This window comes from Amycolatopsis sp. Hca4 (assembly GCF_013364075.1).
Classification (GTDB): Bacteria; Actinomycetota; Actinomycetes; order Mycobacteriales; family Pseudonocardiaceae; genus Amycolatopsis.
The window spans coordinates 4,732,818-4,754,595 of sequence record NZ_CP054925.1 but is presented as its reverse complement, the minus strand read 5'-3'; the positions used below and the strand labels follow the sequence as shown (position 1 = coordinate 4,754,595).

Here is a 21,778-nt window from a genome sequence, read left to right as displayed (position 1 = left end):
TGGCCGTCCGGCGCCGCCCGCTGCTACACTTACTTGCGTACATGCACGCAAGTTAGGAGTGGAGATGGCTGTTCCCCTGGTACTCGTGCACGGCAACCCGGAGAACTCAGGCGTGTGGGGACCGCTGATCGCCGCCCTCGGCCGGGACGACGCGGTGACGCTGTCCCCGCCCGGCTTCGGGGTGCCCGCGTCGGACGGCTTCTCCGCCACGGTGGCGGGCTACGGCGAGTGGCTCGCCGCGCGGCTGGAGCAGTTCAAGGAACCGGTCGACCTCGTCGGCCACGACTGGGGCGGCGCGCACGTCGCCCGGATCGCGATGACCCGCCCGGACCTGATCCGCAGCTGGGCCTCGGACGCGCTCGGCCTCTTCGCACCGGACTACGTCTGGCACGCGCGGGCGCAGGTGTGGCAGCAGGAAGGGGCGGGCGAGGCCTCGGTGAAGGAGATCTTCGGCGGCAGCTTCGAGCAGCGGCTGGCGGTCGTCACCGCGCTCGGGATGACCGGCCCGGTCGCGGAACGCGTGGCCGCCGGGATGGACGACGGCATGGGGCGCGCGGTGCTTTCACTGCTGCGGTCGGCCGCCCAGCCCGCCATGGCCGAGGCGGGCCGCGACCTCGCGAAGGCGCGGCAGCGGCCGGGGCTGGCCCTGATCGCCCTCGCGGACGTCGACCAGGCCAGCGGAACGCCGGCGCAGCACCGGTTCGCGGGCGAGGCGGCCGGTGCCGAGCTCGCCGAGCTCCCCGGTACCGGGCACTGGTGGCCGGTGACGGACCCGCACCCGGTGGCGCGCGCCCTGACCGCGTTCTGGTCCCGTTTGGACGGTTAGCCGCCGAGCAGACGCGAGAGCGCATCCCGCGCTCTCGCGTCCTTCTCCGCCAACGCGGTGAGCTCCCGGGCGAGTGCCGTCAGCCAGTCGTCGACCGCGGTTTCCTTCCGGCTGATCACCACACCCCGCACCACCTGGTGGATCTCCGCCGCCACCCCGCCGTGCTTCCCGGCGCTCAGCACCAGCACCCGGTCCGGCGTCCGCACCCGCACCGCCGTCGCCTGCCCGTCCCGGCCGGCCACGCGGTCGGCGAACGTGCGGCGCCGGTCGACCTCGACCATCCCCGGTGGCAGCGCGCTGCCCAGCGTCTCCGCCAGGACCCGGTGGTAGGACTCGACGTCCGCGCGGTACGTGCGCAGGGCCGCCGCCACCAGGTGGAAGTCCAGCTCGCCGCCCATCAGTCGGTCAGGGGCAGCACGAGCTGCGGCTTGGCGATCCGGTGGTCGGCCCGCAACGGCTTCACCGCCGTGCCGATCGCGAAGAACTCCGTCGTGTGGCCGCCCCAGCGGTGCGGCAGCGACAGCAACTGCACCCCGACGATGCCCTCCGCCTCCAACTGCTCGGCCTCGGCCTGCATCCGCGACATCGCGAGCTCCCGCGCGTCGTACAGCGCCTCGGTGTACTGCGGGATCTCGACGTTCTGGCCGATGTTGCCCATCTTCTGCAGGAACCGCTGGTGCGCGATGTGGTAGACGCACGTGCCCATCACCATGCCCAGCGGTGCGTAGCCGGCCTGCACCAGCGTCCAGAAGTCCTGTCCGGACAGGTCGCTGGTGAACGGCTTTCCCGTGTTGTTGCGCCATTCGCCGGGCTCGTCGGCCTTCACCGCGGTGCCGACGGCGATGAACTCGGCGAGGTCGCTGCCGAACTCCTTGAACTCGATCTCCAGCCGGACCGCGACGATCCCGTCCGCGCCGAGGATGTCCGCCTCCCGCTCCATCCGGGACATCGCGAGCTCGCGCGCGTGGTACATCGCCTGCGAAAGCCGCTCCAGCTCCTGGTTCTCGCTCCACCGTCCCCGCTGGAACCCGACGTGGTAGATGCTCGAGCCGAGCACCAGCCCGAGCGGCCGAAAGCCGGCTTCGCGCACGAGGAGGAACTCGTTCACGCTCAGGTCCGAGGTGAACAGGCTGGTCTTCTGCCCGGGCTTCATCTCGGCGAGCCGGCGCATCGCATCCTCGGGGATGTGCTGCGCGGCGGGGTCCGCGGTGGTCACGAAGCCTCCTCAGGAACGGTTCAAGGGCAAGATCTTGAGCGCGCCGGTCGGCGCGGCGGGGCCGTCGTGGAAGCGCGCGATCGCGGTGCCGATGACGCTGGCGATGGCGTAGACCGCGACCTCCTGCACCGGCCACGTCCGCAACCGCAGGTCGGAGACGATACCGCCGTCGGCGCCGCAGTCTCGGATCGCGCGGGCGAACTCGGCGCGGGCCGCGGCCCGGACCTGGTTGACGACCCTGGTCGGGGTGTCGACTTCGAGGTTGCCCGCCCAGAAGCCGGTCTGGAGCTGCATGGTGTTGTCGATCCGCCCGCGCGCGGCCACGCCGACCGCGACGCGCACCGGCACCCACCCGGCCTGCATCAGCTTGCCGACGTCCTGGCCCGGCAGGTCGGTGGTGAACAGCCGGCCGGGCCGTTGCGCGGTCTCGGCCCGGACGGCGGTGCCCATCGCCACGAGCTCCTGGGCGGTGCCGTCGAGGGAGGTGGTCGTGAACCGGATGTCGAGCACGCCGTCCGCACCGAGTGCGCTCGCTTCCTCGGTGAGCCGGCCGAGCGCGGTCGCGTAGCCCTCCCGCAGCGTGTCCGCCAGCAGCCAGACCTGGTCGGTGGCCCACTGGCCCAACGCGGTCCACCCCACCTGCTGCACGACGCAGCCCATGACCTCGCCGACCGGCGTGAAGCCGGCGGCCTCGGCGCCGACCGCGCCCGGCACGCTCAGCAGCGACGTCTTCGGCCCGGAAGCCTCGAAGCGCTCGATGCGCGCCCGCGCGGCCGGAGGCAGGTCCCGAACGTCCCGCTTGGGCACCGGGTGCCTCCTTCCGTCGCCGCTCTTCCCATCGTGGCACGGATTCGCGCCCGGGCGGGGCGAAGCCGGGGGATGTCCGGAAGGTCGAGATCGGCCGGGCCGGGTGCTAGCGCCAGGTGTCGTCGCCGAAGCCGAGGGTCACCGGGCCGCGGCGGATGCCCGCGACCGTCTCCGACGGCAGGACCTCGTCCAGGAACGCGTACTCGGGGCTGCGGGTCCGCGCGTGCCACTGTGCGATCTCGTGCCAGCCCGGTGCGGCCAGCGCGCCGCCGAAGTGCTGGACCGACAGGCTCGCCGTCAGGCAGGCGAACCGGAGGCGCTCGGCCAGCGGCCAGCCGGTCAGCGTCGCGGCCACGAACCCGGCGCCGAACACGTCACCCGCGCCGGTGGCGTCGAGGACGTCGACCGGGAGGGCCGGGACCGCCGCCGTCTCTCCGGTCGTCCCGTCCACCGCCAGCACGCCCTCGCCGCCGCGGGTGATCACCGCGATCGGGACCAGGTCGGCCAGCTTGGCCAGCGCCGCATCGGGGGTGTCCGTGCGCGTGTAGCGCATCGCCTCGATCTCGTTCGGCAGGAACGCGTGGCAGCACCCCAGCTGCTCCAGCAGCGCCGGCGACCACGCCTCGGACGGGTCCCAGCCGACGTCGGCGAACACCAGGCTGCCCGACTGGTGCGCGGTGTGCACCCACTCGGCCGTGTCGAGGCCGATGTGCGCCACCGTGGCCAGGCTCGACGGCGGCGAGCCGGCGAGCTCGGCGACCGGGACGGGCGGCGGGTGGCCGTGGGTGACCATCGCGCGGTCGCCCGCGTAGGCCAGCGACACCGTCACGGGTGAATGCCATTCGGGGAACCGCCGCGACCGCGACAGGTCGATGTGCTCCTGCCGGGCCAGCACGTCCCAGCAGTAGCGCCCGTAGACGTCGGTGCCGAACGCCGCCGCCAGCGACGTCCGCAGGCCGAGCCGGCTCAGCGCGACGGCGAAGTTGGCGATGCCGCCCGGGCCCGAGCCCATGCCGCCCGTCCACACCTCGGTGCCCGGTGCCGGCGGGTGTTCCAGCCCGGTGAACACCAGGTCGAAGAACAGCAGGCCGGACAGGAAGACGTCGACTTCGGGTGCGGGCTCGGCCGGCACAGGCGCCTCCAGGGGATCACGCAGCGGACGGCCCGAGCCTGCGTCAGCCGCGCGAGATTCGCAAGAGCTGAACCGTTTCGACCACGGATTGCGCGCCCCCGGCTGCTAGGGTCGGCGAATGCTGCAAGGTTGTCACCCGATCGGTTCTGGGCGATGAGGCTGGCGATCCTCGGCGGCGGCGGGTTCCGCGTGCCGCTGGTGCACGGGGCGCTGCTCGACGGCGGCGAGGTCACCGAGCTCGTCCTGCACGACGTCGACGCCGGGCGGCTCGCGGCCATCGAGCGGGTGCTGGCCGAGCAGGCCGGCGGCGCGGCGAACGCACCCCGGGTGTCCACCACCACCGACCTGCGCGCCGCGGTGTCCGATGTGGACTTCGTGTTCTCGGCCATCCGGGTCGGCGGCCTGCGCGGCAGGCAGCTGGACGAGCGGATCGCGCACGCGGAAGGCGTGCTGGGCCAGGAAACCGCCGGCGCGGGCGGGATCGCCTACGGCCTGCGGACGGTCCCGGTCGCGGTCGCCCTCGCGCGGCTGGTCGGCGAGCTGGCGCCGCGCGCGTGGGTCATCAACTTCACCAACCCGGCCGGGTTGGTCACCGAAGCGATGGCCGCGCACCTCGGCGGCCGGGTGATCGGCATCTGCGACTCCCCGTCCGGGCTGTGCCGCCGCGTCGCCCGCGCGCTGGGGGTCGACGCGGCGACGGCGAAGTTCGACTACGCCGGGCTCAACCACCTCGGCTGGCTCCGCTCGGTCCGCGTCGGCGGCGAAGACGTCCTGCCGCGGCTGCTCGCCGACCCGGCCGCGTGCGAGTCGTTCGAGGAGGGCAAGCTCTTCGGCGCGGACTGGCTGCGCACGCTCGGCGCGGTCCCCAACGAGTACCTGCACTACTACTACTTTCCCCACGCGGCCGCGGAGTCACGCGGTGAGTTCCTCCTCGAACAGCAACGGGAGTTCTACGCGGAGCCGTCGCTGGCCTCGTGGGAGCGCACACGCCTGGAGCGCGAAGCGACGTACATGGCCGAGGCGCGCGAAGGCGAGCGCGACGACCTCGAAGGCGGCGGCTACGAGAAGGTCGCGCTGGCCCTGATGCGTGCCCTCGCGCACGGCGAGCGCACGACACTGATCCTCAACGTCCGCAACGGTTCCACGCTCCCCGGCGTGCCGGGCGACGCGGTCGTGGAAGTCCCGTGCGTGGTCGACGCGGACGGAGCCCGCCCGCTGGCCACGGCCCCGCTGGCGGACCACGCCCTGGGCCTGGTGGCGACGGTGAAGGCGGTCGAGCGCGCGGTGCTCGAAGCGGCGACGACAGGATCCCGGGCGGCGGCGCTGCGGGCGTTCGCCCTGCACCCGCTGGTCGGCTCGGTACCGGTGGGCCGTCGGTTGCTCGACGCCTACGCGGCCGCGCACCCGGAACTCGCCTACCTCGCCTAGGCCACCGCCATCGCGTTGAACTCCGCCTCGGCTTCGCGCTCGGTGTGCAACTGCCACGCGCGGTCGGCGATGTCGTCCGGGTCGAGCGTGCCCACGGTGAAGCCGTGGTCCTGCGCGGTGAACACGCGGTGGATGTCGCCGCGCTCGATGAGGCCGCCGATGGTCAGGATCCCGGCGTGGACGCCCTCCTCCCGCAGGGCCGCGTGCAGCGTGAGCACGTACATCCGCAGCGCCGCCGACGCCGGGGCGAGGCTGCCGAGCATCGGCATCGGGTGCTTGCCGCTCAGGCCGCCCGCGAACAGCAAGGAACCCGAGCCGCGTTCCCGGAAGCCCGGCAGCACGGCTTCGACCAGGTTCGCCGCCGGGGCCACGATCGAATCGAACGTCGCGCGCAGCGTGCCCGCGCCGGCTTCGGTGAGCGGGGTGATGCCCGGGCCTGCCGTGGCGTCGGCCGGCCCGAAGTACACCGTGTCGATCTCGCCGGCGTCGGCCTTGATGCGGCCCAGCACGGCACGGACCTGGTCCGGGTCGGTCACGTCCGCCGTGTAGGTGAGGGAGTCGATGCCGGCGAGCGACGCACGGTAACCCGCGTGCCGGGCGTCGGTGCGGGAAACCAGCGCCGTCGTGAAGCCTTCGCGGCCGAAGCGGTGGGCGATCGACAAGCCGAGCCCGGGGCCGACGCCCAGGACGGCGAGCACTTTCGGCAAGGGAACCTCCTCAAGTTGAGTGTATCCTCAACTTAGCCACAAGTTGAGGGTGGCGTCAACTTTCTCTGGATGTCCACAAGGGATGGTGGATGAACGGCACGAGAACGCGTTTCCGTTTGTGACGACGTTCGGCATCTTGCCGGAAGGACGCAACGCAGTGACCGCTGCCGGCGCGCGGAACCCGAGGAGGTGCCGGTGAACTGGCGCTGCTGGCGCCTGCGCCGAACGCCGGTTCACATTGCCGCCACCGGCCGAGTCGTGTCGAGCTGGACTACTCCACTTGGTTAGAACCTGTTTCAGTTTATCGGCGTGCCGGAGACCATGGCCCTCGCTGTTCCCGCGAGCGAGGAGTCGCCATGGATGCCGACCTGACCCGCCGTCAGCTCCTCCGCGGCGGCGCCGCCGGGATGGGCCTCGCCGTCACCGCCGGGCTCGCCGCGCCGGCCGCCGCTGCCGCCGCGGCGACGGCCGAGTACGACGTCGTCGTGGTCGGCTCCGGTGCGGCCGGCATGACTGCCGCTCTGACCGCGGCCAAGCGCGGGCTGAGCGTCGTCGTGCTCGAGAAGGCGCCTACGTTCGGCGGGTCGGCGGCCCGCTCCGGCGCCGGCATCTGGATCCCCAACAACCAGGTGCTGCTCGCCGCCGGCGTGCCGGACACGCCCGCCAAGGCCGCGCAGTACCTCGCCGCCGTCGTCGGCCCGGACGTGCCGGTCGCGCGGCAGGAGGCGTTCCTGCGCAACGGCCCGGCGATGATCTCCTTCGTGCTGGCCAACAGCCCGCTGCGGTTCCGGTTCATGGAGGGCTACAGCGACTACTACCCGGAGCTGCCGGGCGGGCTGCCGAACGGCCGGTCGATCGAGCCGGACCAGTTCGACGGGAACCTGCTGGGTGCCGAGCTGGCCAACCTGAACCCGCCCTACCTCGCCACGCCGGCCGGGCTCGTCGTCTTCAGCGCCGACTACAAGTGGCTGAACCTCGCCCTGGTGAACGCCAAGGGCGCCGCGGTCGCCGCCGAGTGCCTGGCCCGCGGCACGGCCGCCGCGCTGGCCGGGCAGAAGCCGCTCACCATGGGGCAGTCGCTCGCCGCCGGGCTGCGCGTGGGCCTGCAGCGAGCAGGCGTCCCGGTGCTGCTGAACACCCCGCTCGTCGACCTGAACGTGGAAAACGGCGCGGTGACCGGGGTGGTGACGCCGAACGGGCTGGTCCGGGCGCGGCGCGGCGTGATCGTCGGCTCGGGCGGGTTCGAGCACAACGCGGCGATGCGCGCGCAGTACCAGCGGCAGCCGATCGGCACCGACTGGACGGTCGGGGCGAAGGAGAACACCGGTGACGGCCACCGCGCCGGGCAGCGCGCGGGTGCCGCTCTCGACCTGATGGACGACGCCTGGTGGGGCCCGGCCATCCCGACCCCGGGCGACCCGTACTTCTGCCTGGCCGAGCGGACCCTGCCCGGCGGACTGATCGTGAACCAGGCCGGGCAGCGGTTCGTCAACGAAGCCGCGCCCTACAGCGACGTCGTGCACACCATGTACGACAAGAACCCGGCGGCGCCGGACATCCCGGCGTGGCTGGTCGTCGACCAGAACTACCGCAACCGGTACCTGTTCCGCGACATCGCGCCGCTGCTGCCGTTTCCGGACGCCTGGTACGCCGCGGGCGCGGTCTTCAAGGCCTCGACCGTCCAGGGCCTCGCGACGCAGATCGGCGTGCCTGCCACCACGCTCAAGTCCACTGTGGACCGGTTCAACGGCTTCGCACGGTCCGGTGTGGACACCGAGTTCAGCCGCGGCGCCAGCGCGTACGACCACTACTACACGGACCCGTCGGTGACGCCGAACTCCTGCCTGGCTCAGCTGCGGACGGCGCCGTACTACGCGCTGCGCCTGGTCCCCGGCGACCTCGGCACGAAGGGCGGCATGCGCACGGACGCCCGCGCGCGGGTGCTGCGCCCGGACGGTTCGGTGATCCCTGGCCTGTACGCGGCGGGCAACGCGAGCGCGGCGGTGATGGGCCACAGCTACGCCGGCGCCGGGTCGACGATCGGTCCGGCGATGACTTTCGGCTACATCGCCGGGAACGACGTCTAGAACTCCTTTTCCACCAGCGGGAGCACTTCGGTGCCGAGCAGTTCGATGGCCCGCATGACCTCGGCGTGCGGGACACCGGACCAGTCCATCTGCATGGCGTACCGGTCCGCGCCGGTGAGCTTGCCGACCGAGATCAGGCGCTCGGCGATCTCCTGCGGGCTGCCGACGAACAGCGCGTTCGCGTCGCGGGTGAACGCGTCGTACTCGGCGCGGGTCGGGACTGCCCAGCCGCGGGCGCGGGCGCCGTACTTCATCGTCTCGAGCCAGTACGGGTAGAACGTTTCCTTGGCGTCCTGGGACTTCTCGGCGATGAAGCCGATCGCGCCCATGGTGACGTGCAGGTCCTGCTGTTCGCCCGCTTCCCCGGCCCGGCGGTAGAGGTCGACCAGCGGGGCGAAGCGCTCGGGCTGCCCGCCGATCACCGCGTAGACGACCGGCAGGCCGAGCAGGCCGGCGCGGATCGACGACTCGGGGTTGCCGCCGGTGCCGACCGAGATGCGCAGGTGCTCGCCGTACGGCCGGGGCAGGATCCGCGCGTTCTCCAGCGGCGGGCGGAACTTGCCGGACCAGGTCAGCGGGTCCTCGCGGTCGATGCGCAGCAGCAGGGCGAGCTTCTCCTCGAACAGCTCGTCGTAGTCGCCGAGGTCGTTGCCGAACAGCGGGAACGACTCGGTGAACGACCCGCGCCCGGCGAGCAGCTCGGCGCGGCCGTGGCTGAGCTGGTCGAGCGTGGTGAACTGCTGGTAGAGGCGGACGGGGTCCTCGGTGCTCAGCACGGTGACGGCGGAGCTGAGGGTGATCTGGTTCGTCACGCTCGCGGCGGCGGCCAGCACGGTCCCGGGGTTCGAGATGGCGTACTGGTCGAGGTGGTGCTCGCCGAGGCCGTAGAAGCCGAGGCCCAGCTCGTCGGCGAGCTTGATCCGCTCGAGCGTGTTGGCCAGCGTCTGCGCGACGGACGGCTGGTCGCCCGTGCGCGGGTCCGGCGCGCGGTCACCGAAGCTGTAGATGCCGAGTTTCATACAACGCTCAACTACTTTGGGGGCGAATTCGTTCCCTCGGGCCCTCGTGCCTCAGCCGAACCGGGCCTGGATGGCCTCGAGGTTCTTCTCCGACAGCTGCAGCGCGGCGTCGCGGAGACTGAGGCCGTCGAGGGTGGCGACCTCGAAAATGCCGGTCACCAGGGCGCGCATCCGGGTGCGGACCTTGCCGAAGGCTTCCTCGGCGTCCGCGCCGACGTCGCCGAACAGCGTCCACCACCACCACGAGTTGGTCGCCGAGTTGGCGACGAAGTCCGGGACGACGCGGATGCCGCGGGCGTCGAGGAGCTCTTCGGCGTCCGGCGTGACCGGCAGGTTCGCGGCCTCGACGATCAGCTCGGCGCCGATCTTGGCCTGGTTGTCGGCGTCGACGCAGTAGGAGATCGCGGCCGGCACCAGCACCTCGGCGGGCACGTCGAGCCAGGCTTCCGGTGGCAGCAGCTCGTCGCCGGGCTTGAGGTTGTCGCGGTCGATGCCGCCGAAGCGGTCGCGGTGCCGGAGCAGGTTCTCGACGTCGAGCCCGTCCGGGTTGGCGACCACCCCGCGGACGTCCGAGACACCGACGACGCGCAACCCGGCGTCGGCGAGGAAGCGGGCGGTGGCGCCGCCCATCGCGCCGAAGCCCTGCAGCACGACCCGGTTGTCCTGGTGTTCGAGGCCGAGCATTTCGAGCCCGGTGAGCGTGGCCTGCGCGACGCCGAGGCCGCCGACGAGCTCGTCGAGCCCGAGCCCGCCCACCTCGATCCGGCAGGCGTCGGCCAGCCGGGCGGTCGCCTCTTCGCGGTCTTCGAGCAGCCGGTAGACGGCCTGCACCGGGCTGAGCAGGCCGATCTCGGCGATGACGCCGTCGATGACGTCCTGCCGCAGGCCGAGGTCCTCGCCCATGGTCCAGTACTGCTCGATGAGCGGCCGCATGGCGTGCAGGTACCGGGCGACGACGTCGCGGGCGCGTTCGTCGTGGGGGTCGAAGTCGATGCCGCCCTTGGCGCCGCCGAGGGGGATGTAGCGGCCGTCGGGGTCGTAGTTGAGGCCTTCCTTGAGGGTCATGCCGCGGGCCAGGCCGCGGACTTCGAACAGCGAGCACCCGCGGCGCATCCGCAGGCCCCCGCTGGCGACGCCGCGCACGAGCCGGTCGATCACCAGGTACCCGCGGCACCCGGTGACAGGGTCGGTCCACGCCACTTCGAGCAAGGCTGTTCCGCTCATCGCCCCTCCTGATCCCCCGGTCGACATCCGAGCTCGTGCGCCAAGGCCTGGGCAACCCACCGCTCACAGTCCCCGGCGGTGACGGTCCCTTCCCGCGCGACGACCTGAACGGCGAGCCCGTCGAGAAGAGCGGTCAGCCGCCAGGCGGCGCCGCGAGGATCGGGGCACCGGAAAACCCCGGCGCCGACCCCTTCCGCGATCAGGGCGACCACGGCATCCCGCCACCGGAGATCAAGCCGCTGCAGCACGGCCCGCAGGGACGGATCCCGCAAGGCGGCGGCCCCGGCTTCGATCCACAGAGGCCAGTTGTCGTGTTTCGCGGGGGCGTAGAGAGCGAGGACGGCGCGAAGCCGCTGGTCGGGGGAGCCGCCTTTGGCGAGTTCGTGGTCCAGCTTGCCGAGTTCGTGTTCGGCGGCCTGCCGGAAGGCTTCGATGACGAGCGTTTCGAGGGTCCCGAAGTGGTAGAAGATCAGCGCGGTGCTGATGTCGAGGGAGTGGGCGACATCGGCGGCCCGAACACCGGCAATGCCCCGGGAGCGGATTTGCGCAAGGGCGGCCCGCACAATCTCCTCCCGCCGCACGGCAACGGCCTTCCGCATCATGCGGTCACCGTACCGAGGGTGTGGGTGCTGGGGGAGGCGCCGAATGTGGGGTAGTCGGCCTGTGCGGACAGTCAGGAGTGCAGGTCAGGGGATGTGCGGTCGCGGGGACGGGGGTGTGGCGGGCGGTGCTGGGGGTGGCGGCCGGGAGAGGGCTGGGTGGTGGCGGCGGGAGGGCTGCGGGCTGGAGGGGGCCGGTCGGCGGCGGCCCGAGAGGGTAGGCGGGCGAGGGAGCTGTTCGGCGAGGGCCGGGCAGTGCCGGGCGGAGAGGCTGCGGGCGCGAGGGAGGCGGACCGAAAGGCTGCGGGCGACCGGGGGGCCAGGGAGACGCCGCGGGAAAGGAATCGGGCTGGCTGGTCGGTGGCGCGCTGGGGTGGCGGCCGGCTGAAAGGGTGCGGCCGGCGGAAGCGGGTTGGCGGCGGGTCGAAAGACCTGCGAGCGCAGGCAACAGCGGCGATGGGCAGGAATCAGGGCGCTCGCGGGTGGGATCCGCGGCCGCCGGGATTGGCTGCAGCCGGGCGGCCGGTGCCGGTGTCGGCCGGGGCCTGCCGGGGCCGGGGCCGGTTGGTGAGACAGGCCTGTGGCCCAGCACGGCCGCCACGTGCGCCCGCACCAGGTTCAGCCGGTCGCCGCACGGCGCGGGCCGCTCCGGCTCGGCCGCGGCAGCGTCCAGCCAGTAACGCCTGCCGGTGCCCGGGGCTGGGCGGGGCGGCTGGGAAAGTCCCGCTGGTGCCCGGAACCGGTTCGGGGAATTCCTGCTGGGGGCGGGCCCGGCGGTAGCCGGTGCGCTGGCGGCCGGGGTGGGCCTGTGCCGATGCCGGGAGCCACGTGCGGCTCCCGGCGCTCCGGCCCTCGGGTCAGGCCTTCCACTCCGGGTTGCGGCCCAGGTACCGCAGCAGCGTCGCCGCTGCGTTGTCCGACGGGGATGCCTCCAGCGCCGGCGCGTAGGCGAAGCCTCGCAGGGGCTCGGCCAGCTGCCGGGCCACCGGCAGGAGCTCTGCCGCCAGCTCTGGGGTCAGCGGGGACTTCTGGCCCGTTGCCACCGCGATGTCCCACGCGTGGACCGCCGCGTCCAGTGCCGCCGCTCCTACCGCCACCTCGGCCGGGAGTGCTCCCTGCGGCAACGGTGTCGGGACCGCCGCCGCGCCGACCGGGACCGTGGCGAATGCCGAGGATGCTGCGGACAGGGTCGGCTCCAGGAACTCCGCCGGCGGGGTCGGCAGGGTGCCTGAGGGGGCGAACGGGTTGAAGTCCGGGCCGCCCGTTCCGGTGATCGCTGCCGCGTAGCCGAGCTGGTCTCCCGCTGCGTGCTGGAGGACCTGGGTCACGTTCCACTCCGTGCACGGGGTCGGGGCCGCCCAGTCCGTCACGCCCGCCAGCACCGATCGCAGGGCCTCGTGCGCCGACTCCAGGAGCGGCCACGCCGTACCGCGGTGCAAGCGAGCGAAGAACTTGCGGATGTCGGCGACCAGGACCTCCGTGGCTTCGTGCGCCGCGTAGTGGCCCGCCGCGTCGCGGGGGCCGCCCGAGTTCGATGTCACGTCGTAGCTGTTCCAGCTGACGATGTTCGCGTGGTCGCGCTCGGCGAAGCGGCGGATCGACTGGAAGTCGCCCGCGAACATCGCCAGGGCCGTCGGGACCGTGGTCGGGCCCTCCGGGTGGGACGTCGCCTTCGCGTTCTCGTAGTAGAAGCGGATCGACGAGCCGCCGGTGCGGGTCAGCCAGTACAGCGCCACGTTCGCCACCACGAACTCCGGGTCCAGGTGCTCGCCGAACAGCTGGGCGTTCCACGCCAGCAGGCCCAGCGGCGAGTCCGTCAGCGCGAACGCCAGCGTGTGCGGTTGCTGGCTGTGCAGGATGTTGAACGAGAACATGTTCTCCGAGAACCACTGCAGGTGCGCGAGCGCGGCCTGGTCGGCTTCGCTCAGGTCCGCCATCTCGGCCGGGTCGCCCGACGGGAACGAGAACAGCTGGGTGACGTGCACCCCGACGACCTTCTCCGGCACGAGCCGCCCGATCTCCGGCGAGATCATCGACCCGCCGTCGTTGCCCACCGCGCCGTACTTCTCGTAACCCAGCCGGCTCATCAGCTCGGCCCACGCCGCCGCCGTGCGCCGGGTGCCCCAGCCCGCCGAGCGGGTCGGGCCCGAGAAACCGAAGCCCGGCAGGGACGGGATGACCAGGTGGAACGCCGGCTCCCCGGCCGACGCCGGCTCGGTCAGCGGGCCGATCACGTCCAGGTACTCCACGATCGAGCCCGGCCACCCGTGCGTCAGCACCAGCGGCGTCGCGTCCGCCCGCGACGAGCGGACGTGCAGGAAGTGGATCTCCTCGCCGTCGATCTCCGTGACGAACTGCGGGTACGCGTTGAGCCGCGCCTCGAACGCCCGCCAGTCGAACTTCTCCAGCCAGTACTCGGCCAGCGCGCGGACCCGCTCGTTCGTGACGCCGTACTCGGCGGGCAGCTCGTCCGGCCACAGCGCCCCGCGCAGGCGGTTCTCCAGGTCCGCGAGGGCGGCCTGCGGGATCTCGACGCGGAACGGGCGGAGGGCGGGGACCGTCATGATGAGCTCCTCGGAGAGTGGAACGGAATGCTTCGTTCCGAACTGTAGCAGACCGGAACGATCCGTTCCAGTGGTAATCTCGGCGGATGCGCGAGACAGACACCGCGGCCCTGCCCGGCCGCCGCGGCCAGGCCGCCCGCAACAACATCGTCATCCTCGACGCCGCCCGGCACGTCTTCCTCGGCGATCCGAAGGCGCCGATCTCGCAGGTCGCCGAGCGGGCCGGTGTCGGCATCAGCGCGCTCTACCGCCGCTACCCGAGCAAGGAAGCCCTGCTCCGCCACATCTGCCACGACGGGCTCCTGCTCTACATCGGCGAAGCCGAGTACGCCGCGGAGGAGAAGGACGGCTGGGACGCGCTGACCAAGTTCCTCACCCGGGTCGTCGAAGCCGACGTCCACTCGCTGACCGTCCACCTGGCCGGCACGTTCACCCCCACGCCAGAGATGGGCCGGGACGCGCAGCGCGCGGGCGAGCTGACGCGGAAGCTGGTCGAGCGCGCGCACGAAAGCGGCCGCCTGCGGCCGGACGTGGTCACCGAGGACATCGGCATGATCCTCGAATGCTGCGCCGCCATCCGCGTCGACGACCCGAGCGCACCTCACAGCTGCGCCACCGGTACCTCGGCCTGCTCGTCGAAGGGTTGTCCGCGAAAGGGCCGGATCTGCCGGGCCCGCCGCCGCAGCCGGGTGAGATGAACGGCCGCTGGCGTCCCTCCTGACGGCGGTGCCGCGACGCGTCCGGATGGCGGTAACGAATTCTCCGAGCGCGACGACTGATCAGCGTCGGCTGTCCAGAAAAGACCCCAATGCACCATCAGTCAGAGCGGCATTCCCCGGACCGGAACAGCGAGATGACGACTATGCGAAGAAGCTGGCGAAGGACCACGATCCTGTCCTCGGTGGCCGCACTGGCCACGGCGTTCATCGCCATTGCCCCTGCCGCGCAGGCGGATACGCCCACCAGTTCCGTCGAAGTCAGTCCCACCACGGTGCTTCCGGGACAGACGTTCACGATCACGCAAACCATTCACAACCCCACCGATTTCACGGTGACTTTCGCGAAGGGCGCCATTTACGGCACCCCGACCGCCATCGTCGACGTCGCCGACATCGTGTCCTGCACGAACACGACGGCGGTCGGCTGTTTCCAGGCCGGCAGCAGTTACCGCGCCGCGTTCGGCGACCTCGAGGCGGGCGGCACGAAGACCACGGTGTGGACGTTGCGCGTCAAGGACACCGCGGCCCCCGGCCAGTTCACGCTGCAGCACCAGTTCGTCGGTGACAACTACTCCTTCGAAACGCTCGACGGCCCCGTGATCACCGTCGCCGAGCCGGCCACGCAGGCCGACGTCAAGGTCGCGCTGGGCGCCACCGGGCGCGGCGGGCTGAACGCGCGCATCGACTACACCGTCACCGTGACGAACACCGGTCCGGCCACCGCGACCGGAACCCGGGTGGTGGCCACGTATCCCGCGGGTCTGTCGTTCGCCTCCGGCACCGGCTGCGCGCACGTCGCCGGCACCCGGACCGTGAACTGTGACGTCGCTTCGCTGGCCAGCGGCGCTTCGGCGACGCCGAAGTTCTCGGTCAACGGCGGCCTGCTCGCGCTCGGTTCGTACACCACGACGGCGGTGCGGACGGCGAGCTCGCCGACGGATCCCAACCCCGCCAACGACAGCGCGTCGAAGACGTGCTCGGCGCTCACCGGGCTCATCGTGACCTGCTAAGAGGTTCTTTTCGGGGGTTCCGGGTGGCGGAGCCCCCGGCCCGGGGCGAAGCCCCGGATGTCACAGGTTCCGAGAGGTGAACCGGGCTCATGTCCTCCGCCAGGGACGTGGGCCCGGTTTCGCGTCTTATGCCGTGACCGACGCGTACAGCTTCGCGATGTCGTCGTCGAAATACGCGCTGTAGGAAACGTCCGGGGTGTCGCCGCCGAGCTGGTAACCGCCGATCACGCCGATGACTTCGCCGCCGGTCACCCACGGCCCGCCGCTGGTTCCGTCCGGGAAACCGGGGCAGGCGACGCGCAGCTGATAAGTGTCGGAACGGGTGGTGTTCCCGGCGCAAACCACCGGGGAATCGGTCGTGTCGGGGTAGCCCGTGAGGGTGATCCGGTGCTCGAAACCGCGGTTCGTGCCGAGCGCGTTCGCGCCGGTGAGGCTTTCCAGCGAAGCCGGGTTTCCGGTCTGCCCGACGGTCAGGAACGCGAAATCCAGATCCGGGTCCGCCGAGGATTTCCAGCCGTCGGCGACGGCCACCGAGGTCACCGTCCACATGCCGAACGGCGCGACGCCGTCGTGGTAGCCCGGGGCGAAGCTCATCCCGTCCCGCACGCAGTGCGCGGCGGTGAGCACGAGGTCGCCGGCCGCCGAGTGCACGACGCTCGCCGAGCAGAAGTGACTGCCGCCCGCGAACAGCGCCCCGACCGCCGAAGCGGCGGCGGGCGCGGGAGCCGCGGGAGCGGCCGAAGGCGTGACGGGAGCGGCGGAAGTGGTGGTGACCGGGGCCGGCTCGCCCGCGGCGTAGGCGTCGTCGGCGGTCGTGCCGGTGCCGAGGACCAGCCCGGTCCCCATGACCAGCAACGCCGCCGCGGCCGTCAGCGCGGTGCGGGGAAGATCGATCGCCACCACTTCAGATCACCACAGCCGCGGCGCTTCCGCAGTGTGCGCGGCCGGATGCACAGCGACCTCATAGCGCCCGCACAGCGCCGCACAGGCAGCACCGAAGGCGCGGTCCGAGGGCACGGCGGCAGTTAGCCTCGGGACCATGACGGCATCGGTCACCTCGCCCGACGGGACGGTCATCGGCTTCGAGACCCTCGGCGACGGCCCGCCGCTGGTCCTCGTCCACGGCACCGGCGCGGACCACACGCGCTGGGCCGCGGTGCAGGACCGGCTCGCCCGCCGCTACCGCCTGCACCTCGTCGACCGGCGTGGCCGTGGCCTCAGCCGCGCCGAGGCACCCGCCTACGACCTCCGGCGCGAGGGCGAGGACATCGCCGCCGTCGCCGAAGCCGCCGGGGGAGACGTCTACCTCGTCGCCCATTCCTACGGCGCCCTGTGCGCGCTGGAAGCCGTCCGGCACACGACGGCGGTCCGGCGGCTGGTGGCCTACGAACCGCCGCGGCCGGCGCCGGGCGGGGCCGTCGTGGGCCCGGACGCGCGCAGCCGGATGCGGACGGCGGAAAACCCCGAGGAGATCCTCGAAATCTTCCTGCGGGAGGCCCTCCGGCTCCCGGAAGAAGCCATCGAAGCGATGCGCGCGACGCCGGTCTGGCCCGCCCGGGTCGCCGCCGCCCCGACGATCCCGCGTGAGCTGGACGTCGTCGAGCGCATGGTGTTCGACGAGCGGCTCGCCGGGATCGCCGTCCCGGTCCGGCTGTTCGCGGGCACGGAAAGCCCGGCCTACCTGCGATCGGCCGTCCACGCGGTCGCGGAGCTGGTTCCCGGCGCCGACGTCGTGCCGCTGCGCGGCCAGGCCCACCAGGCCATGGACTTCGACCCGGACCAGTTCACCGAGGCGGTGTTCGCGTTCGATCCGGCTTGAGGCCACGGCGGTGGGCCCAGGCCGCGACTTCGGTCCGGTTCGCCAGGCCCAGCTTGGCCAGCACGCTGCGGACGTGGCTTTCCACCGTGCGTTCGGACAGCACCAGCCGGTGGGCGATCTGGCGGTTGCTCAGCGCGTCGGCCACCAGCGCGACGATCTCCCGTTCGCGGCCGGTCAGCGGGTCGGCGTCGGTGCGGATGCGGTCCAGCAGCGCGGTGGCGTCGCGGACCCAGCCGGGCATGCCGAGCCGCCGGGCTTCGTCGGCGGCCTGCCGGGCCGGGGTTTCCGCGCGGGCCTGCTCCCCGAGCCCGGCCAGCTCGGCCGCCAGCCGCACGCGGTTGTGCACGACGTACGGCCGGGCGCCGAGCCGGGTGTCCCAGGCGATCGCCTCCTCGAACAGCGTCACGGCTTCGGCGTGCCGCCCGAGGAGCGCGGCCAGGCGGCCGGCCCAGCTGCTGGAGCAGTCGCTGCAGAACGTGCCCGCCCCGCCCGACCCGACCGGTGACGTCCCGGCCAGCCGCTTGGCGAGCCACTCCGCCGTTTCGAGGTCCTCGAACGCCTCCAGCAGCGGCAAGAGGTTCGGCGCGATGCCCGGGGCCTGGCCGATGAAGTCGGGGTCGCGCAGGCGGGGCCGCAGGGCGTCGTACGCCGCCCGCGCCTCGTCGCGGCGGCCGGTGACCAGGGCGCAGAGCGGCCGCGAGATGACCGTGATGGGCAACGGCGGGGCGATCGCCAGCAGCTCGTCGTAGCCGTCGGGCAGCTCGGCCGGGTCGCCGACGGCCTCGGCCAGCTGCTGCGCGAAGGCGAACGACATCCCGACCGCGGACCGGTCCTCGGCCAGCTCCGCTTCGGCGAGCTCCCGCGCCAGGCGGTTGTGCTCGCGGGCTTCGGCGAACGCGCCGCGGTAGGCCGCGACCGAGGCCCGCAGCCGCAGCTCGTGCCAGCGCACGAGCGGCAGCCGGGTGGTCGTGGCCAGCGCCGAGATCGCCGCCAGCTCGGCGTCGACGACCGGGACGGTGCCGACTTCGAACGCCGCGTCCAGCCGCCACTTGTGGCCCCACAGCGCCACCAGCGGCCGTCCGGTGCCGCCCAGCTCGACGGCGAGCGTGCCGAGCCGCAGCCGCTCGGGCAGCGGCAGCTCGAACGGGCGGATCTTCATCCGGGCGCGGACGGCGTCGAGCACTGCCTCCTGGTCGCCGGACCGCTCGGCCAGCGCCAGTGCCTCGTCGGCGGTCCCGACGGCTTCGGTCGCCCGGCCGTAGTCGGCGGTCACGGCCGCCGACTGGGCCAGCAGCTTCGCGCGGACGGCCGGGTCGGCGCCGGGCCCGATCGCCGTCAGCGCGGCCGCCGCGAGCTCGGCCAGCTGCGGCAGCAGGTCGGGCGCCGAGGTGTCCCGCACGACGAGCGCCGCCGCGGCGACGAGCGCCGGGTCGGAGGTCGCCGCCGCGGCCTCGCGCGCGTGGCCGAGACTGCGGGCGAACCGGCCCGCCCGGTACTCCGCGGTGGCCAGGTCGACGAGCAGGGCGGCGAGCCCTTCGCGGGTGCCCGCGCGGCGGCGGCAGTCGAGCGCGAGGCCGAGGAACCGGGCGGCTTCGGTGAAGGCGAGCGAGCGGGTGGCGTCCCGGGCCGCCGCTTCGGCCCACTCCGCGGCCCTGGCCAGTGCGTCCGGGGTCGCCGCGGCCCGCAGCCAGTGCCCGGCCACCACCCCCGGCTCGGCCCGGTGCGCCAGCGCGGCCGCCGTCCGGGCGTGCAGCTCCTCGCGGACGCCCTGGTCGAGGTCGGCGTAGATGCCGTCACGCACGACGGCGTGGGCGAACCGCCGCGAGCCGGCGACGGCGGGCCGCAGCACGCCGGCGCGCACCGCCCCGTCGAGCGCCGCGACGACCTCGCCGTCCGGCCGTCCGGCGACCTCGGCGACGACGTGCGCGTCGACCTCCTCGCCGAGCACCGAGGCGATCGCCAGCAGCTCCCGCGTCCCGGCGTCCAGCCCGGCCACGGTGGTGCGGACGAGGTGGTGCAGCTCGGCCTCGCCGCCGCCGGTCGCCGAGGACCGGGCGACCGCCTTGAGGTAGAGCGGGTTCCCGCCCGAGCGCCGGAGCGCGTCGACGGCGTCCACGCCCGCCCGGCCGACTTCGGCGAGGTAGGCGCGGACGTCGGGCTCGGTCAGCGGCGCCAGGCGCAGGCTCTCCGTTCCCGGCCGCCCGAGCAGCTCGGGCAGGGCGTCGAAGAGCGGGCCGGCCGCGCCGGTGTCCCGGTAGGTCGCCACAACGGCGAGCCGTGACCGGCGGATTTCCCCGGCCAGGTGCCGCAGCAGGCGCAGCGACGCGTCGTCGGCCCAGTGGACGTCCTCGAGGACGACGACCAGTCCGGCCGGCTCGGCCGCCGCGACCAGCGCGTCGGCCGCCACCGCGACGAACCGGAAGCGGGCCGCGACCAGGTCGGCGCCGTCGCGGGCGTCGAGGTCGGCCAGTGCCCGGTCGACCTCCGCGTCCGCCGACGGCAGCGCCCGCAGCACCCGCCGCCACGGCCACAGCGGCGGGGCACCGGGGTCGTCGACGCACCGGCCCCAGACCGCGGCCGGGCCGGTGACCGCCTCGGCCAGCCGGGTCTTGCCGATCCCGGCCGGGCCGCCGACGAGCACCAGCGCACCGGTGCCGCCGTCCGCCGCCGCGAGCCACGCGCGCAGGTCGGCCACGGCACCGGCCCGCCCGACGAACGGCTCGCTGCGCGTCACCCGAGCAGTATCCCCTCCGTGCCCGGTTTCCGCGCCGGTCTCCGTACTGGCACTGATGTCCGGAACGCCGGCCGCGGCGAGAGTGACTCCCAACGCCGTGACCAGCGAAAAGGAGCATCTCATGCACGCCACCATCCACCAGTACCGCAGTCCGCTGGGGACGCACGACCTCGCCGAGGGCGCCCTCGGCGCCGCCACGCTCACCCAGCTGGGCGGCCAGGCCGGCGCCGTCGTCACCTTCTGGCCGGACGCCGTGGCGGCGGGGGAGGCCGCCGCCCGGCGGCCCGCCGGGACCACCTGGCTCGACACCGGTGTCTACCGGGTCGCCGACGTGCAGTCGGCGTCGGACGCGGCCGTCTACGCCCAGGTCACCTGGTTCGACGGGCCGCGCGGCGCCGAGCAGTCGGCCGCCGAGCAGCGCGCCGGCCGCGAGCGCATCTGGCCCGCCGTCCGGGACATCGAGGGCATCGGCACGACCTACGCCCTGCTCGCCGAAAACCGGTCACTGGTCGTCATCGGGTTCACCGCGTCGCTGGCGACGGTCGAAGCCGTCCAGCAGGCGATCATGGCCACCGAGCTGCTGCCCGGCGAGGACCCCGCGCTGCTGCCCGGCCCGGACCGGGTCGACCTGCACCGCGTGCAGCACGCCGCCCTGCCTGCCCCGGCAGGTGCGCGATGAGCCCGCACACCGCGGCCGCGCTGCGCGCCGGCACCTGGACCGTCCGCAGTGGACGCACGACGGCGGCCTTCGAGGTCCGCAACTTCGGCGTCAACCGCGTCCGCGGCACGATCGGCGTCCGCACCGGCACCGTCGAGGTGCACGACGGCGCGGTGACCGCCGTCCACGCGGAGCTGGACCTCGGGACGCTCGACACGCAGAACGAGCGCCGCGACCTCGACCTGCGCAAGCCGAACCTGCTCGACAGCGCCGCCCGGCCGGTCATGACCTTCACCGCCACCGGCGCGCGACGGCAGGACGACGGCTGGGAAGTGACCGGCGAGCTGCGGCTGCGCGGGACGTCGTGCCCGCTGACGCTGACCGTCGAGCGGGTCACCGGCACCCGCGTGCGGGCGACCGGGACGCTGGACCGGGCCCCGCTCGGCATGCGCGTGCCGCGCGCGGTGATCGGCCGGTACGTGCGGATCGACGTCGAGGCGGAGTTCGAGCCGCCTAGCTGAGGTCCTTGGGCAGCAGGGCGGTCGCCGGATCGGGGACGGCGGCCACCCTGGGCCGCCGGTCGCGGAAGATCCAGCCGCCGACGATGCCGCCCACGAAGCCGAACAGGTGGCCCTGCCAGCTGACCCCTTCGTCGGTGGGCAGCAGGGAGGTGAACGTGTAGGCGAAGCACAACGCCATCACGAGCCCGAGCACGATGTCGATCGGGTGCCGGTCGAACAGTCCCCGCACGATGACGTAGCCGAAGTAGCCGAAGAGCAGGCCGCTGGCGCCGACGGTGACGGTGTTGGAGGGCGTGATGAACCAGACGCCGAGACCGCTGGCGACGATGATCAGCAGGCTCACGCCGAGCCACTTCTTCACCCCGCGGTAGGCGGCGAGGAAGCCGAAGACGAACAGCGGTCCCGAGTTGGCCTCGATGTGCATCCAGCTGGCGTGCATGAACGGCGAGGTCAGGATGTCCGGCAGCGACGAGGGGTCCCGCGGTTCGATGCCGAGCTCGCGGCTGAGGTCGTAGCCTTCGACGGCGTTGACGATCTGCACGAGCCACATCACCACCAGCAGGGCGACCATCGCCCACAGTGCCTTCTTGGCCTCGGCGATCATCAGTTCGGCGTCGCTGCGGGCCGGTCCCTCGCTCATTTCGTCCCCCCGTGTTCGGTTCGCGCGCCCGAGAATAGCCGCCGCGGGCGCGCCGGGAAGCGTTTCGG

General features: G+C 73.0%; 21 protein-coding genes. 8 read left to right on the top strand and 13 right to left on the bottom strand.

The features are described 5' to 3' along the window. Positions 1 to 64 precede the first annotated feature (64 nt). Complete coding sequence (locus HUT10_RS20650) at positions 65 to 826, top strand: alpha/beta fold hydrolase (RefSeq protein WP_176172728.1); 762 nt, start codon at positions 65 to 67, stop codon at positions 824 to 826. Here HUT10_RS20650 and HUT10_RS20645 read toward each other — a convergent pair. The 4 genes from HUT10_RS20645 to HUT10_RS20630 all read right to left on the bottom strand — a co-directional run bounded on the left by HUT10_RS20645 (position 823) and on the right by HUT10_RS20630 (position 3,981). Further along, positions 823 to 1,224 carry a hypothetical protein gene (locus tag HUT10_RS20645; RefSeq protein WP_176172727.1) on the bottom strand — a complete coding sequence of 134 codons (402 nt, stop codon included), beginning with the start codon at positions 1,222 to 1,224 and terminating at the stop codon, positions 823 to 825. The two genes, HUT10_RS20650 and HUT10_RS20645, sit on opposite strands and share 4 nt — an antisense overlap. Further along, entirely contained in the window at positions 1,224 to 2,042 is an 819-nt protein-coding gene (locus HUT10_RS20640) for a heavy metal-binding domain-containing protein (protein ID WP_254896963.1), read from the bottom strand. The genes HUT10_RS20645 and HUT10_RS20640 overlap by 1 nt, the downstream gene beginning before the upstream one ends. A gap of 9 nt (positions 2,043 to 2,051) precedes the next feature. Next, positions 2,052 to 2,849: a heavy metal-binding domain-containing protein gene (locus tag HUT10_RS20635; protein ID WP_176172726.1), complete on the bottom strand. Its 798-nt coding sequence runs from the start codon at positions 2,847 to 2,849 to the stop codon at positions 2,052 to 2,054. A 106-nt stretch (positions 2,850 to 2,955) separates the two neighbouring features. After that, positions 2,956 to 3,981 (bottom strand): carbohydrate kinase family protein, encoded by a 1,026-nt coding sequence (locus HUT10_RS20630; RefSeq protein ID WP_176172725.1) that lies wholly within the window; start codon positions 3,979 to 3,981, stop codon positions 2,956 to 2,958. A 153-nt stretch (positions 3,982 to 4,134) separates the two neighbouring features. On the opposite strand from HUT10_RS20630, the gene HUT10_RS20625 reads away from it, so the two are divergent. Next, positions 4,135 to 5,409 (top strand): 6-phospho-beta-glucosidase, encoded by a 1,275-nt coding sequence (locus tag HUT10_RS20625; RefSeq protein ID WP_176172724.1) that lies wholly within the window; start codon positions 4,135 to 4,137, stop codon positions 5,407 to 5,409. Here the strand turns inward: HUT10_RS20625 and HUT10_RS20620 are convergent. Next, positions 5,406 to 6,107, bottom strand: a complete 702-nt coding sequence (locus HUT10_RS20620) for an SDR family oxidoreductase (RefSeq protein WP_254897480.1) — start codon at positions 6,105 to 6,107, stop codon at positions 5,406 to 5,408. The two genes, HUT10_RS20625 and HUT10_RS20620, sit on opposite strands and share 4 nt — an antisense overlap. Before the next feature lie 365 nt (positions 6,108 to 6,472). Between HUT10_RS20620 and kstD the strand changes: the two genes are divergently transcribed. After that, entirely contained in the window at positions 6,473 to 8,203 is a 1,731-nt protein-coding gene (kstD, locus tag HUT10_RS20615; RefSeq protein ID WP_176172722.1) for a 3-oxosteroid 1-dehydrogenase, read from the top strand. On the opposite strand, the gene HUT10_RS20610 is transcribed toward kstD, so the two are convergent. The 4 genes from HUT10_RS20610 to HUT10_RS20595 form a co-directional block, all read right to left on the bottom strand. Next, a complete protein-coding gene (locus tag HUT10_RS20610; protein WP_176172721.1) occupies positions 8,200 to 9,222 on the bottom strand; it encodes an LLM class flavin-dependent oxidoreductase in 1,023 nt (340 codons plus the stop codon). The two genes, kstD and HUT10_RS20610, sit on opposite strands and share 4 nt — an antisense overlap. A 51-nt stretch (positions 9,223 to 9,273) precedes the next feature. Next, positions 9,274 to 10,446 (bottom strand): Glu/Leu/Phe/Val dehydrogenase dimerization domain-containing protein, encoded by a 1,173-nt coding sequence (locus HUT10_RS20605; RefSeq protein WP_176172720.1) that lies wholly within the window; start codon positions 10,444 to 10,446, stop codon positions 9,274 to 9,276. Further along, positions 10,443 to 11,048 carry a TetR/AcrR family transcriptional regulator gene (locus tag HUT10_RS20600; RefSeq protein ID WP_176172719.1) on the bottom strand — a complete coding sequence of 202 codons (606 nt, stop codon included), beginning with the start codon at positions 11,046 to 11,048 and terminating at the stop codon, positions 10,443 to 10,445. The genes HUT10_RS20605 and HUT10_RS20600 overlap by 4 nt, the downstream gene beginning before the upstream one ends. 854 nt (positions 11,049 to 11,902) lie before the next feature. Continuing rightward, a complete protein-coding gene (locus HUT10_RS20595) occupies positions 11,903 to 13,609 on the bottom strand; it encodes a TIGR03086 family metal-binding protein (RefSeq protein ID WP_176172718.1) in 1,707 nt (568 codons plus the stop codon). Positions 13,610 to 13,695: 86 nt separating this feature from the next. Here HUT10_RS20595 and HUT10_RS20590 point away from each other — a divergent pair, with 86 nt between their 5' ends. Beyond that, positions 13,696 to 14,307 carry a TetR/AcrR family transcriptional regulator gene (locus HUT10_RS20590; protein WP_254896962.1) on the top strand — a complete coding sequence of 204 codons (612 nt, stop codon included), beginning with the start codon at positions 13,696 to 13,698 and terminating at the stop codon, positions 14,305 to 14,307. A 118-nt stretch (positions 14,308 to 14,425) separates the two neighbouring features. On the opposite strand, the gene HUT10_RS51140 is transcribed toward HUT10_RS20590, so the two are convergent. Next, a complete protein-coding gene (locus tag HUT10_RS51140; RefSeq protein WP_254896961.1) occupies positions 14,426 to 14,629 on the bottom strand; it encodes a hypothetical protein in 204 nt (67 codons plus the stop codon). 31 nt (positions 14,630 to 14,660) lie between these two features. Between HUT10_RS51140 and HUT10_RS20585 the strand changes: the two genes are divergently transcribed. Then, positions 14,661 to 15,338, top strand: a complete 678-nt coding sequence (locus HUT10_RS20585; RefSeq protein WP_254896960.1) for a DUF11 domain-containing protein — start codon at positions 14,661 to 14,663, stop codon at positions 15,336 to 15,338. Positions 15,339 to 15,464: 126 nt separating this feature from the next. On the opposite strand, the gene HUT10_RS20580 is transcribed toward HUT10_RS20585, so the two are convergent. Further along, complete coding sequence (locus HUT10_RS20580) at positions 15,465 to 16,241, bottom strand: serine protease (RefSeq protein WP_176172717.1); 777 nt, start codon at positions 16,239 to 16,241, stop codon at positions 15,465 to 15,467. Positions 16,242 to 16,377: 136 nt separating this feature from the next. Here HUT10_RS20580 and HUT10_RS20575 point away from each other — a divergent pair, with 136 nt between their 5' ends. After that, positions 16,378 to 17,157, top strand: coding sequence for an alpha/beta fold hydrolase (locus HUT10_RS20575; RefSeq protein WP_176172716.1), 780 nt, complete (start codon positions 16,378 to 16,380; stop codon positions 17,155 to 17,157). On the opposite strand, the gene HUT10_RS20570 is transcribed toward HUT10_RS20575, so the two are convergent. After that, entirely contained in the window at positions 17,123 to 19,891 is a 2,769-nt protein-coding gene (locus HUT10_RS20570; RefSeq protein ID WP_176172715.1) for an AAA family ATPase, read from the bottom strand. The genes HUT10_RS20575 and HUT10_RS20570 overlap by 35 nt on opposite strands. A gap of 121 nt (positions 19,892 to 20,012) precedes the next feature. Here HUT10_RS20570 and HUT10_RS20565 point away from each other — a divergent pair, with 121 nt between their 5' ends. Then, positions 20,013 to 20,570, top strand: coding sequence for a hypothetical protein (locus tag HUT10_RS20565; RefSeq protein ID WP_176172714.1), 558 nt, complete (start codon positions 20,013 to 20,015; stop codon positions 20,568 to 20,570). Next, positions 20,567 to 21,070, top strand: a complete 504-nt coding sequence (locus HUT10_RS20560) for a YceI family protein (protein WP_176172713.1) — start codon at positions 20,567 to 20,569, stop codon at positions 21,068 to 21,070. The genes HUT10_RS20565 and HUT10_RS20560 overlap by 4 nt, the downstream gene beginning before the upstream one ends. Here HUT10_RS20560 and HUT10_RS20555 read toward each other — a convergent pair. Beyond that, a complete protein-coding gene (locus tag HUT10_RS20555; RefSeq protein ID WP_176172712.1) occupies positions 21,063 to 21,710 on the bottom strand; it encodes a rhomboid family intramembrane serine protease in 648 nt (215 codons plus the stop codon). The genes HUT10_RS20560 and HUT10_RS20555 overlap by 8 nt on opposite strands. Positions 21,711 to 21,778 lie beyond the last annotated feature (68 nt).

What these genes read in the sequence shown, in the direction of transcription:
- HUT10_RS20650 (WP_176172728.1), top strand. Translation starts at nt 65, where the DNA reads ATGGCTGTTCCCCTGGTACTCGTGCACGGCAACCCGGAGAACTCAGGC.
- HUT10_RS20645 (WP_176172727.1), bottom strand. Translation starts at nt 1,224, where the DNA reads ATGGGCGGCGAGCTGGACTTCCACCTGGTGGCGGCGGCCCTGCGCACG.
- HUT10_RS20625 (WP_176172724.1), top strand. Translation starts at nt 4,135, where the DNA reads ATGAGGCTGGCGATCCTCGGCGGCGGCGGGTTCCGCGTGCCGCTGGTG.
- kstD (WP_176172722.1), top strand. Translation starts at nt 6,473, where the DNA reads ATGGATGCCGACCTGACCCGCCGTCAGCTCCTCCGCGGCGGCGCCGCC.
- HUT10_RS20610 (WP_176172721.1), bottom strand. Translation starts at nt 9,222, where the DNA reads ATGAAACTCGGCATCTACAGCTTCGGTGACCGCGCGCCGGACCCGCGC.
- HUT10_RS20605 (WP_176172720.1), bottom strand. Translation starts at nt 10,446, where the DNA reads ATGAGCGGAACAGCCTTGCTCGAAGTGGCGTGGACCGACCCTGTCACC.
- HUT10_RS20600 (WP_176172719.1), bottom strand. Translation starts at nt 11,048, where the DNA reads ATGATGCGGAAGGCCGTTGCCGTGCGGCGGGAGGAGATTGTGCGGGCC.
- HUT10_RS20595 (WP_176172718.1), bottom strand. Translation starts at nt 13,609, where the DNA reads ATGACGGTCCCCGCCCTCCGCCCGTTCCGCGTCGAGATCCCGCAGGCC.
- HUT10_RS20590 (WP_254896962.1), top strand. Translation starts at nt 13,696, where the DNA reads ATGCGCGAGACAGACACCGCGGCCCTGCCCGGCCGCCGCGGCCAGGCC.
- HUT10_RS20575 (WP_176172716.1), top strand. Translation starts at nt 16,378, where the DNA reads ATGACGGCATCGGTCACCTCGCCCGACGGGACGGTCATCGGCTTCGAG.
- HUT10_RS20565 (WP_176172714.1), top strand. Translation starts at nt 20,013, where the DNA reads ATGCACGCCACCATCCACCAGTACCGCAGTCCGCTGGGGACGCACGAC.
- HUT10_RS20560 (WP_176172713.1), top strand. Translation starts at nt 20,567, where the DNA reads ATGAGCCCGCACACCGCGGCCGCGCTGCGCGCCGGCACCTGGACCGTC.
- HUT10_RS20555 (WP_176172712.1), bottom strand. Translation starts at nt 21,710, where the DNA reads ATGAGCGAGGGACCGGCCCGCAGCGACGCCGAACTGATGATCGCCGAG.